This is a genomic window from Enterobacter sp. MF024, from assembly GCF_005843915.1.
Lineage (GTDB): Bacteria > Pseudomonadota > Gammaproteobacteria > Enterobacterales > Enterobacteriaceae > Enterobacter > Enterobacter barmai.
Map to the genome: position 1 here is coordinate 1 of NZ_VCBB01000031.1, position 1,052 is coordinate 1,052.

Below are 1,052 nucleotides of genomic sequence, written 5' to 3' on the forward strand. Positions count from 1 at the left end.
CCTTCACGGATTGCGAAACGCAGACCGTCATCCATCGCGATTGGGTGGATCAGGGTAACAACCATTTTGATGTTGTCGCCTGGCATTACCATCTCAACGCCTTCTGGCAGTTCGATGGTACCGGTCACGTCAGTAGTACGGAAGTAGAACTGTGGACGGTAGCCTTTGAAGAACGGAGTATGACGGCCGCCTTCGTCTTTGGACAGAATGTACACTTCAGATTCGAACTTGGTGTGTGGCTTGATTGAGCCTGGCTTAGCCAGAACCTGACCACGTTCGATTTCTTCACGTTTGATACCACGCAGCAGAACACCAACGTTCTCACCGGCACGGCCTTCGTCCAGCAGTTTGCGGAACATTTCAACGCCGGTACAGGTAGACTTCGCAGTCTCTTTGATACCAACGATTTCAACTTCTTCACCAACCTTGATGATACCGCGCTCTACACGACCGGTAACAACGGTACCACGACCGGAGATGGAGAATACGTCTTCGATTGGCAGCAGGAATGGCTTGTCAATCGCACGCTCTGGTTCCGGGATGTAAGAATCCAGGTAGCCAGCCAGTTCGATGATTTTCTCTTCCCACTCAGCTTCGCCTTCCAGCGCTTTCAGAGCAGAACCACGAACGATTGGAGTGTCGTCGCCCGGGAAGTCGTACTGGGAAAGAAGTTCACGAACTTCCATTTCTACCAGTTCCAGCAGCTCTTCGTCATCAACCATGTCGCATTTGTTCAGGAACACGATGATGAAAGGAACGCCTACCTGACGACCCAGCAGGATGTGCTCACGGGTCTGAGGCATCGGGCCGTCAGTCGCAGCAACAACCAGGATCGCGCCGTCCATCTGCGCAGCACCGGTGATCATGTTTTTAACATAGTCGGCGTGGCCCGGGCAGTCTACGTGTGCGTAGTGGCGAGTCGGGGTGTCGTATTCAACGTGGGAAGTGTTGATGGTGATACCACGAGCTTTTTCTTCTGGTGCGTTATCGATCTGGTCGAATGCACGAGCAGAACCACCGTAGGTTTTTGCCAGAACGGTAGTGATTGCAGC

At 52.9% G+C, this 1,052-nt stretch carries 1 protein-coding gene; it reads right to left on the reverse strand.

The window, feature by feature from the left end:
- A partial coding sequence (tuf, locus tag FFB58_RS22790) for an elongation factor Tu (protein ID WP_138371069.1) occupies nt 1-1,052 on the reverse strand: 1,052 nt, incomplete at both ends.